Genomic DNA, 21,378 nt, shown 5'->3' with positions numbered 1-21,378 from the left:
AGAGGAAATTAATTATGCGTATTACCGATTTGCTCAAGAATGATAGCATTGTCTTGGGAACACAGCCGGCGGATAAAAATGCCGCCATCAATCAGTTGGCTGATCTTATGGAGGCTGGGGGCAATTTGTCCGACAAGGCCCAGTATGTGAAGGATGTGCTGGCCCGTGAGGCTTCCAGCTCCACTGGACTGGGGGACGGCATTGCTACTCCTCATGCCAAGAGTAAAGGCGTAAAAGCCGCTGGTCTTGCTGCCATGACGGTGCCGGAAGGAATGGACTTTGACTCCGAGGACGGAGAGCCAAGCCGCCTGTTCTTCATGATTGCCGCTCCTGATTCGGCCTATGATGAACATCTGGATATTTTGTCCAAACTGGCCACCATGCTTATGGATTCAGATTTCAAGGAAGCCCTGGTGGCTGCAAAAACCAAAGAGGATTTTTTGCGTATCATTGACGAAAAGGAAGATGGCAAGTTTGTAGGGGCTTCTGGTGGGGAAGTGGCTCCTACAGCAAACTACACCCAGATTTTGGCAGTAACAGCCTGCCCTACCGGTATTGCCCATACCTTTATGGCAGCGGAAAGTCTGGAACAGCACGCCAAGAAGCGTGGCATCACCATAAAGGTGGAGACCAATGGCTCCAGCGGTGCCAAGAATGTGCTGACAGCAGAGGAAATAAGAAAGGCCGATGCCGTTATCGTGGCAGCTGACAAGAATGTATCCATGGCCCGTTTCGACGGAAAGCCTGTTATTATTGCCAAAGTTGCCGATGGTATCAACAAGGCGGATCAGCTCATTGACCGTGCTCTGTCAGGCAATACGCCAATTTACCACGCCAGCGGTGCTGAAGGCACTGAGGGGGCAGCCAATGTGGAGGGAGAAAGCATTGGCCGTCAGATTTACAAGCATTTGATGAACGGCGTCAGCCACATGCTCCCATTTGTTGTTGGCGGCGGTATTCTCATCGCTCTGGCCTTCCTCTTTGATGATTATTCCATAGATCCAAGCAAATTCGGTTCCAATACGCCACTGGCGAAATTCCTTATGGATATTGGCGGAGCTTCCTTCGGCTTTATGCTCCCAATCCTTTCGGGCTTCATCGCCATGTCCATTGCAGATCGTCCGGGTCTGGCCGTAGGCTTTGTGGGGGGCGCACTTGCGGGCACCACTGGTTCCGGCTTCCTTGGTGCACTTTTGGCAGGCTTTGTGGCTGGTTACAGTGTAAACTTTTTGAAGAAGGTATTCGCTGCTTTGCCTGAATCCCTTGAGGGTATTAAACCAGTTCTCCTGTATCCGTTCTTTGGTATTCTCCTTATCGGTGTTATCAGCATGTTTATTATTGCACCGCCGGTAAGTGCCATTAACACCTGGCTGGTGGATACACTGAAAAATATGGATCCAAATGCCCGTATTCTTCTGGGTATTGTTATGGGCGGTATGATGGCCATCGACATGGGCGGTCCTATCAACAAGGCCGCTTATGTAACTGGTACCGGGCTGTTGGCCTCCGGGGAATATCATGTTATGGCTGCGGTTATGGCCGGCGGTATGGTTCCCCCTCTTGCCATTGCTCTTTGCACTACCCTTTTCTCCAACCGCTTTACTGAAAGCGAAAGAAAGGCCGGTATCACCAACTATGTTATGGGCATGTCCTTCATTACTGAAGGTGCCATTCCTTTCGCAGCCAGTGATCCCCTGCGTGTAATTCCTTCTGTGTGTATCGGAGCTGCTACTGCCGGGGCCCTGTCCATGGCCTTTAACTGCACCTTGCAGGCACCTCATGGTGGTGTCTTCGTAATACCGACCATCGGTAATGCAGGTATGTACATTGCCGCCATTCTCATTGGTTCTGTGGTAGGATGCATTATTATGTCAGTGCTGAAAAAGCCACTTAAAGACTAAATGAAGGCCTGAGAACAATCACAGGCAAAAGATACAGTGAACCCATCTCCTGTAAATGAGATGGGTTCTTTTTTGTGCCATCTAAAAGGAAATAGGGAATATTTGTCGAAAAAAGTTAAATGTAAAGCTTTTGCTGATTTTTAGGATTACAACGGGAGAAAGGCTATGAGTGTTAGGTCGCATACCATTTCAAAGGCCAATTATAATGAAGTAATTGAATGGCTGGAGAATAATCTTAGTGATATGAAGGCTTCAAAAAGGGAGATTCTTAAAGGTGAGCTTCTTTTGGAGGAAACCTTCTGCCGCTTGGCTGAGGCAGCTCCTGATCCAAATGCTTTTGAGGGCAGCATTGCCATCAGAAAAAGGTTTGGTGATATAAGTATCCGCCTTTCTGCCAGGGGTGAATCATATAATCCTCTGGTGGAGCTGGCAGCAACCACTGAAGATGATGAGGAAATGTACGCCTTTGCCATTTTAAAGGCCAACAAGGAGGCTCTGAGCTATAACCGCAGCCGGGGGGAAAATGTAATTTCCATCCGGGTTCATTCCTCCAGCAGTAAAAAAGCCCTTCAGATAATGGCAGGACTGGTGACCGGTGTTATATTGGGTGTCTTACTGAAAAATGTTTTGGATGCAGTGACCATAGAGCGGTTTGAGGCAACCGTTCTCACTCCTATACAGAGTTTGTTCATACAGGCCCTCATGATGCTGGTGTCCCCCCTTATTTTCTTCTCCATTATGGCGGGAATTACGGGCATGTCCAACGCCGCTGATATAGGCAAAATGGGTGGCAAGCTTATGGCGGTTTCCGTGTTTAAGCTGGCCTTTGCCCTGCTTTTGGGGGCAGCTCTCGGACTGGGGGTTGGGGCTATACCGGAAATTACGGAAATGATGCAGCACGGAACAGTGGCAGAGCCAAAAACTATTTCACTGGTGGAGCTGATTGTGGGAATAATACCAAATAATGCGGCTACCCCCTTTGCCACCAATAACATGCTGCAGGTTCTGTTCATGGCTTTATTTTTTGGCGTTCTTCTGGCCAAGGCAGGGGACAGGGCTGCCAGTGCCAGGGAGGCAGTGGAGTTTTTAAACCGGTTCACCATGGATGCCATGGGCGTATTAATGCCATTTATGCCCTTTGTGGTGGCGGTGTCCATGACAAAGATGATGCTGCATACGGAGTTTTCCTCTTTGGTGGCTTATGGCAAGATAATTCTGGCAGTGTATTTGTCCTTCCCTTTGATTATGCTGATTATTACTATATTTGTGGCATTGGTGGGGAGGGTATCACCAATACCTTTTGTAAAAAAGATACTGCCATATTTGGCTCTTCCGTTTTCCATCTGTAATAGCAGTGCCTGTATGCCGGAGACCATGAAATTTTGTCGTGAAAAGCTGGGAATTGATGAAAAGCTCACCCTCTTTGCCATTCCCGTTGGGGCACAGTTTAATATGATGGGCAGCGGGCCATACGTTATGATGCTGGCCTTAATTATGCGGATAACTTGTGGCCTGCCTGTGGATATGGACTTTCTTGTTTCATTTTTTGTGGCTACACTGTTGCTGACCTTTACTTATCCCAGTATACCCGGTGCCACCCTGGTGGTTATGGCCTCCGTCTTTGGCTTGGCCGGGGTTCCCACCTCTATGGTAATGCTCTTTATTGGTATTGATCCTATTCTGGACTGTCTCCGTACTGCGGGAAATGTGGCGGGGAATATTTCTTCTGCCTTTCTCATGGCCCGTCTGGAGGATAAGGTGGACAGGAATATATACAATAAGGGTTAATTGGAGCCTAAAACATACGACTTTATTCCTTCTGCACATAGGTAAAATGTCGTGGTTTACATAATTTCCTAATTTTTTTTTAATCTATGCAGGATTTTAAAACAAACTGTAGAAATATATAAGCGTGTTCAGAATGAACTGGACGGATTAAAAGTTTAATGCTGTGCACTGAGGGGTGCGCATGTGAAAACGAAAGGGGTAAATTTATTTATGAAAACTAGCAAGAAAATGGCATCCGCATTAATCGCTCTTGGTCTGGCATTTGGTGCTGTAGGCGCAGACATGGCTACTACTGAGGCAGCTTCCGTACAGGAAATCGCTCAGATCAACGTTCACAAGTCTGGCTCCAACTTCCAGTATTGGAATGAGGATTCTGCATCCTTCAAGGCTCTGAAGGCTTATGTTGAGGATGTTACCAATCCTACCAGCCCTAACTACATTCCTGTAGAGGACCGTGTATGCGTATCTGATATGGATGGTACTTTCTACGGCGAGCTGGCACCTACTTATTCCGAGTGGTACCTGTATTTCCATCGTATCTTCAACGATCCTACTTATCATCCAACCGCTACTGAGAAGGCTTACGCTGAAGAACTGCTGAAGGCTGCAAAGGCTCAGAAGATCTCCGCTGACCAGGATGAAGGCGAAGACCGCGCTCAGTCTTATGCTTTCGAGGGCATGACCATTGACGAGTTCAATAAGTATGTAGATAACTTCTTCTCCAACGCTCCACTTGAGGGCCTTACCAACTGCACCTTCGCAGAGGCTTATTATCTGCCAATGGTAGAGGTTATCACTTATCTCCAGAACAACGGCTTCAACTTCTATGTTGTAACCGGTACTGACCGTCAGCTGGTTCGCCAGGCTCTGAAGGCTCCAATTCCTTCCATTCTTCCTGATCATGTAATCGGTACTGACAGCTTGCCAGTTATCGAGCGTCAGGGTTGGGCTGGTTCCCAGTACTTCCTCTTCAACGAGGATGGCGCTAAGGACAAAGTAATGCGTGGTCCATTCCAGTTCACTGATAACAAGGCTGGTAAGGTTCAGAACATCGCTAAGGAAATCGGTATCCATCCAGTTATCGCTCTTGGTAACTCCACTTCCGATGGTTCCATGCTGAACTATACACTTGCTAACCCTAAGTATAAGAGCTTCGCTATGGGCGTATGCTGCGACGACAGCGACCGTGACTGGGGTACTCAGGCTAAGGGCGACAAGTTCAAGGCTTTCTGCGAGAAGTATGGTATTACTCCAATCTCCATGGCTAAGGACTGGAAGACTATTTATGGCTATAATGTAGAGAAGAAGGGTTCCCAGACCTTCTTCACTGACAAGGGCTTCACTAAATAATCTTTCTTGATAAAATTTAGAACCCAACATTAAACACATAGGCTGCCTGTCAGGTGATTGATTTCATCTGGCAGGCAGTTTTTTTATGGGCTGTTTTTGTGGGATTTTATTGGCAGATTTTCCTCTTGCTTATTGAACTGATAGGGGCAAATATGTATAATACTAATGTGGTTTTTTGCGCCACATTTTTTGTGTGCGCAAAATTACTGTTAACAGGCTATTTTGCCAAATGGAAAGGAAGATATAATCATGGAACTTGACAGCCTTTCTTCACTTGAAAAACGTGAGATTTTGTTTACTGATATAAAAAATGCCATTGAGGTCAATTGGGTAAATCATTCCAAGCTGCCTAACAATGATGCAATTATCCGTTCTGTGCTTAATCTGTCAGATATTGATTCTGCAGAGGCAAGACTGAGACGCTTTGCGCCCCTGATTAAGATGCTTTTTCCGGAGACAGTTGATGCCAAGGGTATAATTGAATCCCCATTGGTGGAGGTGCCGGAGCTGAGAAAGGCCCTTAACAGGGAAAAGATTGGTGCCAATCTGGCGGGAAAGCTTTATATGAAAATGGACAGCCAGCTTCCTGTGGGAGGTTCCGTGAAGGCCAGAGGGGGCATCTATGAGGTGCTGAAATATACCGAGACCTTGGCTGTTGAAAATGGTGTACTGGAAAGCTATGAGGATGATTACTGCAAGCTGGCCAGTCCTGCCGCCAAGGCATTTTTTGGCACCAAAAGGCTTCATGTGGGCTCCACGGGTAATTTGGGCCTCAGTGTGGGCCTTGTGGGAAATGCCCTTGGCTATGAGGTTATCGTTCACATGTCCTGTGATGCTGCAGAGTGGAAAAAGGAAATGCTTCGCAGCAGGGGAGTAATCGTCAAGGTATACGATGGGGATTACAGCGAGGCCATTACCAAGGCCAGGGCAGAGTCTGCGGTGGATGATAACGCCCATTTTGTGGATGATGAGGATTCCAAGGAGATGTTTTTGGGCTATGCCGTTGCGGGGAAGAGGCTTAAAAAGCAGCTGAGACAGCAGGGCATAACAGTGGACAATGAACATCCTTTGTTCGTATATATTCCATGCGGTGTGGGTGGTGCCCCTGGGGGAATTACCTTCGGTCTCAGACAGTTTTTGGGGGACAACGTACACTGCTTCTTTGTGGAGCCAACCCAGGCACCTTGCATGCTTTTGGGCATGGTAACGGGCCTTTACAATAATATTACAGTTCAGGACGTGGGTCTTTCCGGGAAAACCCATGCTGATGGTCTGGCAGTGGGCAGGCCTTCGGCGGTCATCGGGGATTTTATAAAGCCATTCCTTTCCGGAATTATTACCATTAAGGACAAGAGATTGTTTGAGTATCTGCGTCTTCTGTGGGAGTCCGAGAAAATCTTCATAGAGCCAAGCTCCTGTGCAGCCATTCATGGTACTGTGTGCTGGAGCCATTCCAGGGAGATGGAGGACTATCTGGAGGATAATAATCTGAACCGCTATCTTGAAAACGCAACCCATATTATTTGGGCTACCGGTGGCGGTCTTGTGCCTGAGGATATCCGTCAGGAGCTTCTGGTGAAAAAAGTGTGATAGGTAGTTAATACGTTAAAGAAGTAAAGAGTTAAAGTTTGATTTGGAGCTGAAAAAATGGATTTTATGGAAATGTCCCTTCTGGTTTATCTGTTGGGAACAGTGACTTTGGTTTGGCCGAAAAAGGCTGAACTGGGGGCACATTATTTTGGTATGCTTTGCTCCATTGTTGCCAGCGGCATGGTGGTATTTTCTTCATTGAATTACCTTCTGTCATCTGGCAGCAGATGGCTTATAGACCTGTCTTGGGGGCAATACTCCCTGCAGGCGGATGGCTGGAGTGGAGCTTTTCTTTTGCTCACTGGTGTAGCCGGTGTGATTATCAGTATTTATGCCCTTGATTATGGCAAGGGCTACCTTGGCAGCAGGATCAGGGCTTTGGGCGGGCTCTGGAATTTGTTCCTGCTGTCAATTGTTTTGGTGCTTATTTCCGGGGATGCCTTCACCTTCATTGTGTCCTGGGAAATAATGGCCCTTGTATCCTTTATGCTTGTTAATCACGAGTCGGAAAAGAAAAAGACCCTCAGTGCGGCATATCAGTACATGGTTATGACCCATATTGGTACTGCGGCCATTATGGTGGCCTTTTATCTGGTGGGCAGCAGTGCTGACAGCTTCTCCTTTGCGGATATGGCCCGAAACAGCCTTTACGGCTATATGAGAAATGCGGCCTTTGTCTTTGCCTTTGCTGGCTTTGCCCTGAAATCCGGCCTTATGCCTCTCCATATCTGGCTTCCAAATGCCCATCCGGCGGCACCAAGCCATGTATCTGCCCTTATGAGCGGCGTTATGCTTAAAGTGGCTCTCTATGGCTTTGGCCGTTTTGCTTTCCAGTTCATTGGCATGGATGTATTCTGGTATGGCCTTATCGTTATGATTATGGGCCTTGTTTCCGCCTTCCTCGGTGTTCTCTATGCCACCATGGAGGTGGATATGAAGCGGATTTTGGCCTATTCCTCTGTTGAGAATATGGGCATTATTTTCTCCGCCTTTGGCTGCGGCATGGTGCTTTATTCCATGAATTTTCCTATGCTTTCCGTGGTTGCCTTTACGGCGGCCCTTGTTCACGCCTTTAGCCACAGCCTTATGAAGGGACTGCTCTTCATGAGTGCTGGCTGCGTAATGCACGCCACTGGCAGCAAGAATATTGAGCACATGGGTGGCCTGGCCAAGAAAATGCCATATACCGCCCTGTTTACGTTGATTGGCTGCATGGCCCTTTCCTCCATGCCATTTACCAGCGGTCTGGTAGGGGAGTGGCTTACATTGCAGAGCTTTATTACTCTGGCCCAGCAGGCGGGATCTCCTGAAATGCGTCTGTTGGTTGTTTTTGCCTTTATTATGCTTGGTCTCACAGGGGCCACAGCATTGGGCTGCTTTGTGCGCATGTATGGTATTGCCTTTTTGGGCCGTGCCCGTACCCATATTGTGGAGAAGGCCCACGAAATGCCGTTTTTCATGCTTGCAGGCCTTGGTCTGGAAGCGGTGCTTATCGTATTGGTAGGTGTAATGCCTGATTTGCTGGTAAATCTCATGCAGAAGGTGGTTTCCGGCACCGGCATCACCCCAATGGGCAATCCTCTGGGGATTATGTGGGGGGGAAGCGGCTATTACGCCCTCTACAGTCCTGCCCTGATTTTTATTGTCTTTGCTCTTATTGGCGTTTTTGTGGTGGCTTCCATTTATGGCTCCGCCACCTTCCAGGCAAAGGAGGTTACATGGAACTGCGGTACAGTGCCAACCTCCCGTCAGCAGTATTCTGCCACGGGCTTCAGCAAGCCGTTGCGCCGTGCCTTTGACGGCATTTTGAATCCAAAGCGCCGCACCACATATCTCCGCAAGGAGCACGCTTATTTTGGCCGCAAGCTTCATTATGAGCTGTCCATTCCGGATCTCTTTAATGACAAGCTTTACAAGCCACTTCAGCAGATGCTGATTAATTCCTCCTCCTCCTTCCACAGAATTCAGGAGGGCAGTGTTAGTATTTACATTGGCTACACCATGGTGGCCATGATTGTTGTATTGATTTGGGGGGTACTGTTGTAATGGAATATATAATGACAAGTATCGGCCTCAGCTTGGTACAGGGATTTGTGCTGCTTCTTATCGCCCCATTGGTGGCGGGCATTATCAACAAGGTTAAGGCCCGTCTCCAGAAGCGTCAGGGTGCCAGCATTTTTCAGGAGTATTTTGATATCTGCAAGTGGTGGAAAAAGGCCACAATTTTGACTCCATACACCGGGGTTATCTTTGTGCTGGCTCCTGTGGTTTATTTTATGACTTCATTTATGGCAGCTACCATGGTTCCGGGCTTTTTGACGGGCCAGTTCAGCATGGGTGATGCCTTTATTTTCGTATATATTCTGGCTTTGGGCCGTTTCTTTATGACTCTTTCCTCCATGGATGCTGCTACCTCCTTTGGCGGCATGGGTGGCTCCCGTGAAATCTACATTTCCGTGCTGGTGGAGCCTGCGGTTATGCTGGCCATTCTCATTAACAGCATACGCTATCATTCCACAACCCTTTCTGCCATGGTTATTGACTACAATGAGGCTTTCTTCACAGTGTCTGCGGTGCTGGCCTGTGTTGCCTTCTTTTTGGTAATGCTGGCAGAAAACAGCCGCCTGCCGGTGGACAATCCGGACACCCATCTGGAGCTTACCATGATCCACGAGTGCATGACCCTGGAGTATTCCGGTAAGCTCCTGTCCCTTATTCATCTGGGCAGCTATCTTAAGATTGTGGTTTTTCTGGCTCTCTTTGGGGCCCTTTACGTGCCAGTGGAAATTCCTCTGGCCCTGAAGGTGCTGTTGGGGGCTGTGCTAATAGGCATTGTGGAAACCCTCAATAACAAGATGCGCCTCTTTAAGGTTCGCGTATATCTTGGTGCCGCAATAGTTCTTTTGCTTTTGGCAATTATTGCAGAATAAGGAGGTCACAGAAATATGGATTATTTGGTAGTATTCTTGGTTCTTGTGGTCTTCCTCCAAACAAGAGTTACTGATTTAAAGCGGGCTGTTGTCTGCCTTGCCAGCCAGTCCGTGATTATAGCCATTGCCTGCTTTGTTATCGGCTTTTCCCACGGCAACGACATTCACGCCGTAATGCCGGGAGTTCTGACCCTTATCGTAAAGGTTATCTTTATTCCGGGGGCTGTGTATCGTCTGGTACAGAAGCTGAAAAACGAGCGGGAAATCGTCTCTGCAAGTAATGTAAATTATTCCACCATGGCGGCGGCTCTCTTTTTGGTAATGGGCTATGCACTGGTGGAGCGCCTTATGCCGGGAGCTGCGGGCCGTGACATTGTGGCTTCATCAATTTTGATGATTATGACGGGCCTTTCCCTGATGGTGCTCAGAAAGCGTGCCATTATTCAGATTTGCGGTCTTATAACCCTGGAAAACGGCATCTACCTTTTGGGCCTTCTTATGACTGAGGGGTTGCCTCTGGTGGTGGAGCTTGGTGTTTTCCTTGACGTGCTCATTGCTGTGGTGGTACTGGTTATCCTTACCTCCAGAATGCGCCTGTCCTTTATGACCACTGATACAAGCGTAATGAAAAAATTGAAGGGGTAATTATGAATTTTGATATAAGAGAATTGATATATATAATACTTGCCCTGCCACTTATTTTCAGCGCAATATCGGCGGCAAACTTTTTGGGCAAGGATGTGCTCCATTGGCTTAACCGTCTGGTGGCCACTGGGGTTGGGGCAGCCATTGTTATGCTGCTTATGACCTTTGACTCTGACATTCCCTTTGCGGGGCAGTATATTTATTTGGATGCCCTCAGCATGTGGATGCTTATTATAATCGGTACCTTGTATTTTGCCTTCGCCTGGACCAGCAAGGCATATCTTGACCGTGATACCAACAAGCGCTACGGTTATCTCCGCCGCTTTGGCTATCTGGAGGGCCGTTTTTATGCCCTTTCCCATGTCTTTGTGTGGATTATGCTGCTGGTGGTGCTGGTAAATAATCTTGGCCTTATGTGGGTTACCATTGAGGCAACCACACTGGTATCTGCTTTGCTGGTGGCCTTCAAGTTTACCCGTAACTCCCTGGAGGCTACGTGGAAATACGTAATGGTATGTACAGTTGGTATCTGTCTTGCGCTTTTGGGTACCATTATAGTTTATTATATTCAGCTTAACACCATGGGCAGTGAGAATGCCCTGAACTGGCTGTATCTTTCCCAGCACAGCAAGCTCATGGATCCTGCCATGGCCAAGTTTGCCCTGTGCTTCCTCTTTGTGGGCTATGGCACCAAGATTGGTCTGGCTCCAATGCACTCCTGGCTTCCAGATGCCTACTCCGAGGCTCCGGCCCTTACCAGCGGATTGCTGTCTGGTTCTTTATGCAGCTGCGCCGTTTATGTGCTTATCAGAAATATAATTATTCTTATGCCAGCCATTGGCATTGATTTCATAAGCAGTCTGTGCCTTTTCTTTGGTCTCTTTACCATTGCGGTGGCAGTGCCATTTGTGGTGGTTCAGCGTGATATCAAGCGCATGCTGGCCTATTCCTCCATGGAGAATTATGGCCTTATGATGGCGGCCTTTGGTCTCTTTGTGCCCGTGGCTGCCCAGGCTATGTTGTTAAATTTATTTAACCATGCTCTGGTTAAATTTTCCCTGTTCTATATGGCGGGTACCGTTATTGGGGAGTACGGCACCAAGAATATGATGCGTATCCACGGCATGATGGTGCAGGTTCCCCGCAGTGCCACCTTCCTTTTGCTGGGCATTGTGGCCCTTTTGGGAATGCCGCCATTTGGTATTTTCTTCAGCAAGTTCTACATGCTTTACGGCTTCTTTGTTTCCGATCACCCTTGTCTGGGAGTTCTGACTTTGGTGCTTCTGGCGGGGATGCTTATCGGTATTCTGTACCACGTTTTGCGTATGCTGGGGGGCCGCCCTAAGCGCAAGGCCGCTGGGGAGCTTTTTGGCTTCATTGATTCCCTTGTGATTGCGGGGCTGCTGATTTTCGGCTTCGTTGTAAGCGCCGGTCTGGGGGAGATTACCATATTAAATCATTTGATAAACAACGCTGCTAAGATTGTGCTGGGAGGTGTCGCATAATGATGACCACAATTATGCCTGAGGCTATCCTTATGGCAGCTGAAAAAATGTCTGATGGCGGCAAGCATCCCCTCACAGCCATGTTTGGCCGGGATGAAACTGCCACAGGGGTTGGCTATGTAATATACTGCTACTTTGAAATTCCCGAGGAGAAGACTGTTGACGGCTTCAAGGTAGTATTTAATCCAAACGGTTCCCTTGAATACGACAGCATTACCCATGTGGTTCCAGCTGCCGCCTGGTATGAGCGGGAAATTAAGGATATGTTTGGCCTTGTGCCAAAGGGACACCCTGATCTTCGCCCTTTGGTGCTTCATGAGACATTCCCGGAGGACTTTTTTCCACTGAGAAAGAACGTAAAGGTTAATGCCAAGGTCCGTGGTGAGCGTCAGTTCAAGGTGCGTACTGCCAAGGGTGAGGGCCTCTTTGAGGTGCCTGTGGGACCAATCCATGCGGGGATTATTGAGCCGGGTCATTTTCGTTTCAGTCAGGCCGGTGAGGCCATGCTTCAGCTGGATGCCAAGCTTTTCTACACCCATCGGGGCATAGAAAAGGCTGTGGAGGGCAAGATTCCTTACGAGGCCCTGCCAATTGTGGAGCGTATTTGCGGTGCCTGCAGCATTGCCAACACCTGGAGCTTCTGCCAGGCAGTGGAAAAGACTGTAGCTGTAAAGGTTCCAAGACGTGCTGAAATTATCCGTACCCTTTTGATGGAGCTGGAGCGTATCACCAATCACGTTGGGGATATTGGCAACATTCCAGCAGGAGTTGGCTTTAATCCTGCCATCAGCCTTGGGGGCCGCCTTAAGGAAAAGCTTATGCGCCTCAATGAGACCGTGGCGGGGAACCGCTTCCTCCGGGGCATGATTATTCCGGGGGGCGTGGCCAAGGACATTACCTTTGAGCTTTGCGAGAACATCCATCAGGTGATGGATGAGGTGGCGGACGGCGTTGAGGATATGGCCACCATGTTCCGTGAGCAGGAGAATTTCCAGAACCGTGTTCAGACCACTGGTATTGTCCGCAACCAAACTGCCATTGATCTGGCCATGGTGGGTGTTGGTGCCAGGGCCAGCGGCTATGCCCATGACAGCCGCAGCGATTTCAGCTATGGTGTATATGATGAGCTTGATTTCAAGCCGTATACAAAGTCTATGGGGGATGTGGCGGCCCGTCTGCTGGTGCGCATCGGAGAGCTTTCTGCTTCCTTTGAGATGATGGACAAGCTTATTGAGCTTTTGAATAATTGTACTGAGCAGGAGCTTTCCGTGGAAATGGAATATACCGAGGGTGCTGACTGGGGCATCAGTGAATCAGCCCGTGGCAGCAATTTCCAGTATGTGGCCCTTGATGGTGATGGACGCATTGACAGACTTTTCGTCCGCAGTGCCTCCTATGCCAACTGGCCGGCCCTGCCTATAGCAGTCCAGGGTGATATTATTCCGGATTTCCCGCTTATTAACAAGAGCTTTGAGCTTTGCTATGCCTGCATTGACAGATAAGGAGAGATGAGTAAAAGCTATGTTTAAGGTTTTGGAACGAATTTTTAAAGACAGGCTTGCCACTGAGAATATCTCTCTGTCTGCAAGTGACAGATACAGGGGCCCCATTGAGGGCAGTGCAAATAGTGACGTGCTGAAGGAATGTGCCGCTGTTTGCCCCGTAAAGGCCTTTAATGTATCTGGTGATAAATACACCGTTGATTATAAAAAATGTATTTTCTGCGGCCGTTGTGTGGAGGCCTGTGCTAATAAGGCCATTGATGAAGCAAGACTTCGCCATAAGCATGAGGACGCTCTGCCAGTGCTCATTGAAAGCGGTCAGGAGGTTTTGCAGGAGGTTCTTAAGGAGAAGCTGGGACGCTCTCTCCACGTGCGTCATCTTGATGCGGGCTCCTGCAACGCCTGTGATTTTGAAATGGGTGCCATGAGCAATCCCGTTTATGATCTCCACCGCTATGGTGTTCACTTCGTGGCCTCCCCAAGACATGCAGATATGCTTATGGTTACTGGCGTGGTAACCCGTAATTTGGAGCAGGCTCTTAAGATGTCCTATGAGGCTCTCCCGGAGCCAAAGCTGGTAATGGCCTGTGGCGCCTGTGCTGCCGGCGGCGAGACCTATGGCGATACATACGCTGTGGTGGGGGCCGCTGACAAGTTGGTGCCGGTGGATATCTATGTGCCTGGCTGTCCCCCAAGACCAACTGCCATGATTATGGCTCTGTTGGCGGCGGCGGATATGCTGAAGGATAGAATGAAATAGACTAACATAGTAGGAAAATAGGAAAATGCCAAATCAGCAAAAAACTGATAAAATGAGAAAAAGTCATTATAAATTTGGCAAAAGTTAAAAAAGTTCCATGAGGGGGCGTGACTCGATGTTGGATTTTTCAAATGAAGAAATAATTGATGGAGTGTTGGCAGAATTTTCCCCTTTGGCGGATATTCCAAGAAAATCCGGCCATGAAAAGGCTGTCAGCGATTATCTGGTAAAGGCCTTCACTGATATTGGCTGCAAGGTTTATCAGGATGAGGTAAACAATGTAATAGCTGATTTGCCCGCAACCTCCGGCATTGAGTCTGCCCCTCTGATTATAATTCAGGGCCACATGGACATGGTTTGTGTGGCTGAGCCCGGAGTGGACTATGACCCATTGAAGGACCCGATTAAGCTGGTGCGGGATGAAAAATTCCTTTCCGCTGATGGCACCAGTCTGGGGGCTGATGACGGAATCGGCGTAGCCGAGGCACTTTATATTATGAAGAATATGAAAAGCCATGGACCTCTTAGGGCCATAATAACCGTGGACGAAGAGCAGGGCATGACTGGGGCTGTTAGTCTTGACAGCAAATATCTGGAGGATGCCAAATATCTTATTAACTGCGATTCGGAAAACTACGATGAGCTCACTGTGGGCTCCGCCGGCAGTGTAAATATTGACTTTAACCGCCAGCTGGAATTTATGGCACCAAAGGGAGACAGGGCCTATAAAATACACCTTAAGGGCCTTTTGGGTGGACATTCCGGCATGGAAATCAACAGGGGCCGGGGCAATGCAATCCGCATTATGGCCATGGTGTTAAACGCCCTTGATGAGGCGGGGATTTCCTACGAGCTGTCAAGCTTCACTGGGGGCAAGGCCAGAAATTCCATTCCTGCCGAGGCAGAGGTGGTAATTTCCACTGTGGCTGAGGCTGATGTTATTCAGGAGATAATTGAGGCCGAAAAGGAAAGCTGTCTTGATAAATACGGTGATGTGGAGAAGAATATTGAATTTGTCCTCAGTGAAGTACAGATGCCAGCAAGGGTAATGTGCGAAGAGGACAGGGACAGCATTGTCCGCCTTTTCATTTCCCTTCATAGCGGTGTATATGCCATGTCTCAGGTGGTGACCGGGCTGGTGGAGACCTCCTCCAATCTTGGTATGGTCAAGATGGATGGGGAGGTAATCAGTGCTTACTGTATGCCACGTTCTTCCATTGATGCCAAGATAGGTGAGTTCGTACTGCAGGCAGATATACTGGCCCAGATGGCGGGCTTCAGTGCCGTTATTTCCAAACAGACCCCGGCCTGGAAGGAAAACAGCAGCAGCAAGCTGGCCAAGGTTATGCTGGAGGTTTTTCAGCAGCAGAACGGCATGCCAATGAAGGTGGAAACCATTCATGCAGGGCTGGAGTGCGGTTATCATATTATGAAGAATCCAAAGCTGGATGTGGTTTCCATCGGTGTTAATACCTTCGATATCCACAGTCCAAAGGAAAGACTGGAGCTGGCCACCATTCCGCCACAGATCCGTCTCATAGTGGAAACCATTGGCAGGCTGTCAAAATAAGTCTCACTTTCCCGTGGATATTCAATAGATACGAAGAAATTTCATAAGATATATGTAGGACAGGTTCCCTTATTTGGGGGCCTGTTTTTTTATTTAATTGGACTGGCCAATGCAGTCCGATTTTTTGAGAATTGGCTTGGCAAACCTGGTTCGATTTTTGGTTTGGAATTTTTTTGAAAAGTCTGGCAATTCCCTTATTCTAGTGATAAAATGTAGCCAGGGAAATGTTTTTTTTAATTTTTTAACCATAGGAGTGATTATATGTTTAAAGAATTAGCTTACTATGATGGCAAGGTTGGCACCCCTGAGGAGGTTATGGTTCCATTTAATGACCGCTCCCATTTCTTTGGTGACGGCGTATACGAGGCTACCCCTGCGGGAAATCACGTACCATATTTGCTGGAGGACCATCTGGACAGATTTTACACCAGTGCCAATATTATGGATATTAAGATTCCTATGGAAAAGGATGAGCTGAACAGGCTCCTGCGTCATCTCACCAAGCAGGTGGAGGGCCATACTCATTTTGTATATTGGCAGGTAACCAGAGGAGAGGCTGCCAGGGACCACGTATACAGTGAGGATATGGTGGGAAGGCTGTGGGTTTATATCCGCCCTTCCAAGATCGGTGATATGGAAAAACCTATAAAGGTCCAGACCCATGAGGATTTGCGCTTTGAATACGGAAATGTGAAGACCCTGAATCTCCTGCCTGCTGTTTTATATTCCCAGGAGGCACACCACAAGGGGGTTACGGAGACAATTCTCCATCGCAAGGGCATTGTTACTGAATGCGCCCACAGCAATGTGTCCATTTTAAAGGACGGGGCAGTGATTTCCCACCCAAATGACCAGTATATTTTGAGGGGCATTGCCAAGACCCACATGATACAGGCCTGCTATCGCCTGGGGATTCCTGTTTACGAGCGGGAATACACCCTTGAGGAGCTTATGGATGCAGACGAGATTTTTGTAACCTCCTCCTCAAACTTCCTTACCTTTGCGGATACTGTGGACGGGAAGCCGGCGGGGAACAAGGATCCTAAGACCAGAAACCGCATTAAGGACGAGCTAATAAGGGAATACTTCGAATATACTGGCTGTACCAAGCTGAACGGCTGATTAAAATGATTCCGGATTTTATAGATAACAGATTTGAATACGTGAGCGATGAGGCTCAGCACACTAAGAAAACAGGGGCCTGCGTCTTTTTAGATGTGGGTCCCGTTGTTGTATTTGAGGAAAAACCCTTACAAATGGAGGAAAATATGAGCTGTGTGGATTTAAACTGTGATTTGGGGGAAAGCTTCGGGGCCTATACTCTGGGCATGGATGAGGCGGTTATTCCCCATGTGACCTCGATAAATGTGGCCTGTGGCTGGCACGCCGGAGACCCATTGATAATGGAAAAGACAGTGGCCTTGGCCAAAAAGCATGGTGTGGCTGTGGGAGCTCATCCCGGATTTCCCGATTTAATGGGCTTTGGCCGCCGCCCCATGACGGTAACCCCTGAGGAAGCTGGGGCTTATGTAAAGTACCAGCTGGGGGCCCTTATGGCCTTTGCCAAAGGACGGGGCATGGAGCTTCAGCACGTTAAGCCCCACGGGGCCCTTTATAATATGGCTGCCAAGGATGAAACCTTGGCAAAGGGAATATGCGAGGCCGTTGCCTCTGTGGACAGAAACCTCATATTTATGGGGCTGGCGGGGTCAGTAATGCTGGAAGCAGCTGAAAAATGCGGCCTTAGGACGGCCAGCGAGGTATTTGCAGACAGGGCCTACAATGATGACGGCTCCCTTGTAAACAGAAAGCTCCCGGGGGCTGTGATTCACGATATGCAAACTGCAGTTGAAAGGGCAGTTAAAATGGCCAAGGAGGGGAAGGTTATCTCCATAAATGGCAGGGAAATAGCCATAAAGGCAGACAGTATCTGCGTTCACGGGGACAACGAAAAGGCCATAGAGATGGTGCAGAATATCCGTAAGGCCCTGGAAACTGCGGGAATAGAGGTTAGGAGCCTGAAATAATGGTTAGGCGCCTGAAATAATGGTTAGGAGCCTGAAATAATGGATAATGTGAGAATTCTTACTGCAGGTGACTGCGCCGTCTCCGTGGAGTTCGGCCAGGAAATCAGTCTGGAAATAAATCATAAGGTTATGGCCCTGAAAACCGTGCTGGAGGGGGAACACATCAGGGGCATTGAGGAAATGGTACCCACCTATTGCTCCTTGCTGATTCAATATGACCCCATGGAGCTTCGCTATGGGCCATTATGTGAGAAGCTGGAAGAATTGGTTACCAACTTGGATTATGTGGAAATGCCCCCAAAACAGGTGGTGGAAATTCCCGTGGCCTATGGGGGTGAATACGGTCCTGATCTGGGGGAGGTGGCCAGAGCCCATAATATCAGCGAGGAAGAGGTTATAAGGCTCCACTGTGAGCCCGAATATCCCATTTATATGCTGGGCTTCGTGGCAGGATTTCCCTATCTTGGGGGCATGAACAAGGCCATTTCCACCCCCCGCAAGGAGAGTCCCCGCCTGAAAATTGAGGCGGGCAGTGTGGGCATAGCTGGGGAACAGACGGGAATTTATTCCGTGGAATCCCCCGGGGGCTGGCAGATTATTGGCCGCACCCCATTAAAGCTATATGACGTGAACTGCAAAGACCCCGTGCTGTTAAAGGCGGGCCAGTACATTAAATTTAAGCCGATTAGCAAGGAAGAATTCATGGCAATTGCCAAAGAAGAATTTAGGGCGATGGAAAATGAGCATTAAGGTTATTAACAGTGGCCTTATGACCACAATACAGGATAAGGGGCGAATGGGCTATCAGGCCAGCGGCATGCAGGTGTCCGGGGATATGGACAGATATTCTGCCAGTATCGCCAATGCACTGGTGGGCAATGAAGGTGACGCCCCACTTCTGGAATGTACATATATGGGTCCTGAGCTGGAGGCTGATGAGGATGTGCTGGTGGCCGTAGCTGGCGGGGAGCCAAAGGTTTTGGTGGACAATAAGCCCGCCCATGCCTACGAATCCCTGATACTTCATAAGGGCCAGCACTTGAAGGTGTCCTCCATGGAGGAAGGGACACGGGCATATATAGCCGTTGACGGGGGTATAGATGTGCCCCTTGTAATGGGCAGCCATTCCACCAATTTAAAGCTGGGCATTGGAGGCGCAGAGGGCACCAAGCTCTATAATGGTGAAGTGCTCAATACTGGAAAGCCCACAGATTTGGCCAAGGCCATTATTGCGGGAAAGTCCCATGTACGCCATACGGACCATGAATATATGACCCACCATCACCTGTGGGGGGAAAATCACAAGGGGGATATTCATGAAATACGCATAGTGCTGGGTCCCCAGGATGATTATTTTACCCCGGAGGCCATAAGGGCCCTTAATGGAGCTGTTTATACCATATCCAATGACTCCGACCGCATGGGCTACCGCCTTGAGGGGGAGGTTATTCAGCGGGCCACCCAAAGGGACATGATAACCGACGGCATAGTATTTGGCTCCATTCAGGTGCCCCCCAACGGCCAGCCCATTATAATGATGGCGGACCATCAGACCACCGGGGGATATCCAAAGGTAGCCACTGTTATTTCCGCGGATTTGCCCCTTTTGGCCCAGTGTTCTCCAGGCAGCAAAATATCCTTCAAGGTGATTTCCGTGGAGGAAGCCCAGGATATTTACGTGAAATTCCGTCTGGCCATGAAGGAGCAGATTGCCCTTATGGATAAGGAAGCAGAAGATGCGACAGAAGAGGAAGAAGCAGTAAAAGCCGAAGATGCGAAAGAAATGGAATGGCCTGACAGGCGGCCGGGAGTTAGAAATTATAATTTGAAAATTGGCGGACAGCTTTTCCATGTGTCCGTGGAAGAAATAAAGTGAAATAGAAGCTGGAAAAAGGTAAGCAAAGGATAAGTGAAAGTAATTTATCGAAAAAGAAAAGGAGGCGTTGAAGGTGTCAGAATATGGAGATATGCGTCCTGAGGACTTATGGATAAAAATTAGAAACGGGGAAATAACGGGCCAGACCTCCGGCATGGCCAATGGCTACGCCCAGGCCAATCTTGTAATATTGCCGGAAAAATACGCCGGGGATTTTGAGGAATTTGCCAGAAAGAATCCAAAGCCATGTCCATTATTGGAGGTAATTCACGGCAGCAAATTCGTAAAGGATATGGGCGAGGGAGCCAATATTTTAACGGATATTCCCCAATACCGCATTTTTGAAAATGGTGTTCTCACCAAGGAAGTAACTGATGCCACCCCATATTGGCAGGATGATTTCGTGGTGTTCCTTATCGGCTGCAGCTTTTCCTTTGAGGAGGCGTTGATGGAGGCCCATATCGATATCCGTCACATTTCCATGGGCTGCAACGTGCCAATGTTCAAGACCACCACCATGTGTGAGCCCGCCGGGATTTTTTCCGGGGAGCTGGTGGTAAGCATGCGGCCAATGGATCCCCAGAATGCCATGATAGCCGATGCCATCACCGCAAGATTTCCGAATGTTCACGGTGCTCCTGTGAATATTGGGCATCCTGAAAAGCTGGGCATAAAGGACCTTTTCAAGCCGGATTACGGTGATCCCGTTACCTTCAAGCCAAGGGAAATTCCTGTATTCTGGGCCTGCGGCGTAACACCTCAGGCGGTAATTGAGCACGCCAAGCTGCCTCTGGTTATAACCCACGCCCCTGGGTGTATGTTTATTACCAACAAGCTTAACAGCGAAATAAACGATTTTTTGGAGAGCAAGAAGGGAAAATAGAATTGTTTTAATGCAAGTTATTCAACATGCGGCGTTATAAGGAGTGAGCGTCATGACTTTTTATGAGAAGCTGGACAGCATAATGAAGGAAGACCCGGGGGATCGTGGCTTAATTCCCACCATGCCCCCAAATCCCGTAAAGGAATTGGACAAGGCACTGGACAGTGTGGAAAGGGTTATGCTTTTGACTGGCTTTCCCACCCGTCTGGGGGAAAATAAATGGATAGGGGAAACGGATGGCCCCCTGGGCACAGCCAATATAGCGGTGGCCTTTGAAAAGCTGGGGATTCCTGTTATGCCAATGACGGACAGCCAGGGGTACAGGCCCTTTGAGGCGGCACTTAAAACCATTGGCTGCAAGACACCTCCCACCCTTATTCCCTACGAGGACACGGAGGCCTTTATTATCCGCATGCTGAACAAATTCAAGCCCACCCATCTTATAACCCTTGAGCGGCCGGGGAAGGCCAGGGACGGACACTATCATAATATGGGAGGCAAGATAATAGACGATATGCTGACGGATTGCTCCTGCATTATTGACGAGGCAAAAAAGCGTGGGGTGATTACCATCTCCGTTGGGGACGGGGGCAATGAAATCGGCATGGGAGCCCTGCGGGATGTTATTGAGGCCAAGGTGCCCCATGGCATGGAAATCTGTGCCTCGGAGTGCGCCCAGATTCCGTTGGTGGCAGGGGTTTCCAACTGGTGGGGCTGGGGAATATGCGCCCTTCTCAGCCTCAAGCATGGGAAAAATCTTCTTTCGGACAAGGAATTGGAGAAAAAGCTCATTAAGGCCATTGTGGCCGCCGGCAGCGTGGACGGCTGTACCCGTCAAAATGGACCTACGGTGGACAGACTGCCTATGAGTGTGCATCTTGATATTTTAAAGAAGGTACAGACTGCACTAAAGGAAGAAATGTCTGCGGTATTCCATATTTAAATACGGGGCCTGTCATGGGATAGGGGGAAATGTCCTTATCCCATGCCACCCGACACATTATTAAAAGTTTTACCCGTATAATTTTAGCCCTCCCCTTTGGGGAGGGTG

17 protein-coding genes are annotated in these 21,378 nt (G+C 48.7%); all 17 read left to right on the top strand.

Annotation, left to right across the window (positions count from 1 at the left end; translation table 11 throughout):
• Positions 1 to 14 precede the first annotated feature (14 nt).
• Entirely contained in the window at positions 15 to 1,901 is a 1,887-nt protein-coding gene (locus tag T525_RS0104855; RefSeq protein WP_027406282.1) for a fructose-specific PTS transporter subunit EIIC, read from the top strand.
• Between the two features lie 165 nt (positions 1,902 to 2,066).
• Entirely contained in the window at positions 2,067 to 3,689 is a 1,623-nt protein-coding gene (locus T525_RS0104850; protein WP_027406281.1) for a dicarboxylate/amino acid:cation symporter, read from the top strand.
• 210 nt (positions 3,690 to 3,899) lie between these two features.
• Positions 3,900 to 5,039, top strand: a complete 1,140-nt coding sequence (locus tag T525_RS14230; protein ID WP_051533412.1) for an HAD family hydrolase — start codon at positions 3,900 to 3,902, stop codon at positions 5,037 to 5,039.
• A 249-nt stretch (positions 5,040 to 5,288) separates the two neighbouring features.
• Positions 5,289 to 6,629, top strand: a complete 1,341-nt coding sequence (locus T525_RS0104835) for a D-serine ammonia-lyase (RefSeq protein ID WP_027406279.1) — start codon at positions 5,289 to 5,291, stop codon at positions 6,627 to 6,629.
• Between the two features lie 57 nt (positions 6,630 to 6,686).
• Positions 6,687 to 8,675 (top strand): proton-conducting transporter membrane subunit, encoded by a 1,989-nt coding sequence (locus T525_RS0104830; RefSeq protein ID WP_027406278.1) that lies wholly within the window; start codon positions 6,687 to 6,689, stop codon positions 8,673 to 8,675.
• Positions 8,675 to 9,559, top strand: a complete 885-nt coding sequence (locus T525_RS0104825; protein WP_027406277.1) for a respiratory chain complex I subunit 1 family protein — start codon at positions 8,675 to 8,677, stop codon at positions 9,557 to 9,559. The genes T525_RS0104830 and T525_RS0104825 overlap by 1 nt, the downstream gene beginning before the upstream one ends.
• A 15-nt stretch (positions 9,560 to 9,574) precedes the next feature.
• Positions 9,575 to 10,204 carry a hydrogenase gene (locus T525_RS0104820; protein ID WP_027406276.1) on the top strand — a complete coding sequence of 210 codons (630 nt, stop codon included), beginning with the start codon at positions 9,575 to 9,577 and terminating at the stop codon, positions 10,202 to 10,204.
• Positions 10,205 to 10,206: 2 nt separating this feature from the next.
• Entirely contained in the window at positions 10,207 to 11,709 is a 1,503-nt protein-coding gene (locus T525_RS0104815; RefSeq protein ID WP_027406275.1) for a proton-conducting transporter membrane subunit, read from the top strand.
• Positions 11,709 to 13,211 carry an NADH-quinone oxidoreductase subunit C gene (locus T525_RS0104810; protein WP_051533411.1) on the top strand — a complete coding sequence of 501 codons (1,503 nt, stop codon included), beginning with the start codon at positions 11,709 to 11,711 and terminating at the stop codon, positions 13,209 to 13,211. Before T525_RS0104815 ends, T525_RS0104810 begins: the two co-directional genes overlap by 1 nt.
• A gap of 19 nt (positions 13,212 to 13,230) precedes the next feature.
• A complete protein-coding gene (gene nuoB, locus T525_RS0104805) occupies positions 13,231 to 13,971 on the top strand; it encodes an NADH-quinone oxidoreductase subunit NuoB (RefSeq protein ID WP_027406273.1) in 741 nt (246 codons plus the stop codon).
• 115 nt (positions 13,972 to 14,086) lie between these two features.
• On the top strand, positions 14,087 to 15,541 hold the full coding sequence (pepD, locus tag T525_RS0104800; RefSeq protein ID WP_027406272.1) for a beta-Ala-His dipeptidase: 1,455 nt from the start codon (positions 14,087 to 14,089) through the stop codon (positions 15,539 to 15,541).
• A 261-nt stretch (positions 15,542 to 15,802) separates the two neighbouring features.
• Entirely contained in the window at positions 15,803 to 16,663 is an 861-nt protein-coding gene (locus T525_RS0104790) for an aminotransferase class IV (protein WP_027406271.1), read from the top strand.
• A gap of 5 nt (positions 16,664 to 16,668) precedes the next feature.
• Positions 16,669 to 17,568 (top strand): LamB/YcsF family protein, encoded by a 900-nt coding sequence (locus T525_RS0104785; RefSeq protein ID WP_369751936.1) that lies wholly within the window; start codon positions 16,669 to 16,671, stop codon positions 17,566 to 17,568.
• A gap of 39 nt (positions 17,569 to 17,607) precedes the next feature.
• Positions 17,608 to 18,318, top strand: a complete 711-nt coding sequence (pxpB, locus tag T525_RS0104780) for a 5-oxoprolinase subunit PxpB (protein WP_037325091.1) — start codon at positions 17,608 to 17,610, stop codon at positions 18,316 to 18,318.
• Entirely contained in the window at positions 18,308 to 19,444 is a 1,137-nt protein-coding gene (locus T525_RS0104775) for a biotin-dependent carboxyltransferase family protein (RefSeq protein WP_027406268.1), read from the top strand. The genes pxpB and T525_RS0104775 overlap by 11 nt, the downstream gene beginning before the upstream one ends.
• Positions 19,445 to 19,517: 73 nt before the next feature.
• A complete protein-coding gene (locus T525_RS0104770; RefSeq protein WP_198022622.1) occupies positions 19,518 to 20,327 on the top strand; it encodes a putative hydro-lyase in 810 nt (269 codons plus the stop codon).
• A gap of 52 nt (positions 20,328 to 20,379) precedes the next feature.
• Positions 20,380 to 21,270 (top strand): DUF4392 domain-containing protein, encoded by an 891-nt coding sequence (locus T525_RS0104765; protein ID WP_027406266.1) that lies wholly within the window; start codon positions 20,380 to 20,382, stop codon positions 21,268 to 21,270.
• Positions 21,271 to 21,378 lie beyond the last annotated feature (108 nt).

The sequence above is a fragment of the Anaerovibrio sp. RM50 genome, assembly GCF_000622005.1.
In the GTDB taxonomy this organism is placed as follows: domain Bacteria; phylum Bacillota; class Negativicutes; order Selenomonadales; family Selenomonadaceae; genus Anaerovibrio.
This window is presented reverse-complemented; position numbering and strand designations above follow the sequence as displayed.

What these genes read in the sequence shown, in the direction of transcription:
- T525_RS0104855 (WP_027406282.1), top strand. Translation starts at nt 15, where the DNA reads ATGCGTATTACCGATTTGCTCAAGAATGATAGCATTGTCTTGGGAACA.
- T525_RS0104850 (WP_027406281.1), top strand. Translation starts at nt 2,067, where the DNA reads ATGAGTGTTAGGTCGCATACCATTTCAAAGGCCAATTATAATGAAGTA.
- T525_RS14230 (WP_051533412.1), top strand. Translation starts at nt 3,900, where the DNA reads ATGAAAACTAGCAAGAAAATGGCATCCGCATTAATCGCTCTTGGTCTG.
- T525_RS0104835 (WP_027406279.1), top strand. Translation starts at nt 5,289, where the DNA reads ATGGAACTTGACAGCCTTTCTTCACTTGAAAAACGTGAGATTTTGTTT.
- T525_RS0104830 (WP_027406278.1), top strand. Translation starts at nt 6,687, where the DNA reads ATGGATTTTATGGAAATGTCCCTTCTGGTTTATCTGTTGGGAACAGTG.
- T525_RS0104825 (WP_027406277.1), top strand. Translation starts at nt 8,675, where the DNA reads ATGGAATATATAATGACAAGTATCGGCCTCAGCTTGGTACAGGGATTT.
- T525_RS0104820 (WP_027406276.1), top strand. Translation starts at nt 9,575, where the DNA reads ATGGATTATTTGGTAGTATTCTTGGTTCTTGTGGTCTTCCTCCAAACA.
- T525_RS0104815 (WP_027406275.1), top strand. Translation starts at nt 10,207, where the DNA reads ATGAATTTTGATATAAGAGAATTGATATATATAATACTTGCCCTGCCA.
- T525_RS0104810 (WP_051533411.1), top strand. Translation starts at nt 11,709, where the DNA reads ATGATGACCACAATTATGCCTGAGGCTATCCTTATGGCAGCTGAAAAA.
- nuoB (WP_027406273.1), top strand. Translation starts at nt 13,231, where the DNA reads ATGTTTAAGGTTTTGGAACGAATTTTTAAAGACAGGCTTGCCACTGAG.
- pepD (WP_027406272.1), top strand. Translation starts at nt 14,087, where the DNA reads ATGTTGGATTTTTCAAATGAAGAAATAATTGATGGAGTGTTGGCAGAA.
- T525_RS0104790 (WP_027406271.1), top strand. Translation starts at nt 15,803, where the DNA reads ATGTTTAAAGAATTAGCTTACTATGATGGCAAGGTTGGCACCCCTGAG.
- T525_RS0104785 (WP_369751936.1), top strand. Translation starts at nt 16,669, where the DNA reads ATGATTCCGGATTTTATAGATAACAGATTTGAATACGTGAGCGATGAG.
- pxpB (WP_037325091.1), top strand. Translation starts at nt 17,608, where the DNA reads ATGGATAATGTGAGAATTCTTACTGCAGGTGACTGCGCCGTCTCCGTG.
- T525_RS0104775 (WP_027406268.1), top strand. Translation starts at nt 18,308, where the DNA reads ATGAGCATTAAGGTTATTAACAGTGGCCTTATGACCACAATACAGGAT.
- T525_RS0104765 (WP_027406266.1), top strand. Translation starts at nt 20,380, where the DNA reads ATGACTTTTTATGAGAAGCTGGACAGCATAATGAAGGAAGACCCGGGG.